The following is a 295-nucleotide window of genomic DNA, read 5'->3' as shown; positions in this document are numbered from 1 at the left end:
TAACTAAATGATTTAATGATATTTCATTAAATAAATTACGGTTTTCTTTCGGGTAAATATAGTCTAACCCACATCCGACAACTGCAATCGTTGTTCCGTTGTGAAAAATAGCTGAATTATGTGCGATTGAATCGCATCCAGATGCCATTCCACTAACAATAACACAATTTTCTCTAATTAGACCTAATATTAATGAATCACAAATAATTTTCGCAAATGCAGTTGGTTTTCTAGCTCCAATTATACTCAACATAAATTGTTTATTTAGGATATTTTGATTACCTTTTAAATATAA

Annotated in this window: 1 protein-coding gene; it reads right to left on the bottom strand. The window is 29.2% G+C overall.

Annotation, left to right across the window (positions count from 1 at the left end):
* A partial coding sequence (locus CN514_RS21390; RefSeq protein WP_176526020.1) for a DNA-processing protein DprA occupies window positions 1–295 on the bottom strand: 295 nt, incomplete at both ends.

The sequence above is a fragment of the Bacillus sp. AFS001701 genome (assembly GCF_002559405.1).
GTDB lineage: Bacteria > Bacillota > Bacilli > Bacillales > Bacillaceae_G > Gottfriedia.
This window is presented reverse-complemented; position numbering and strand designations above follow the sequence as displayed.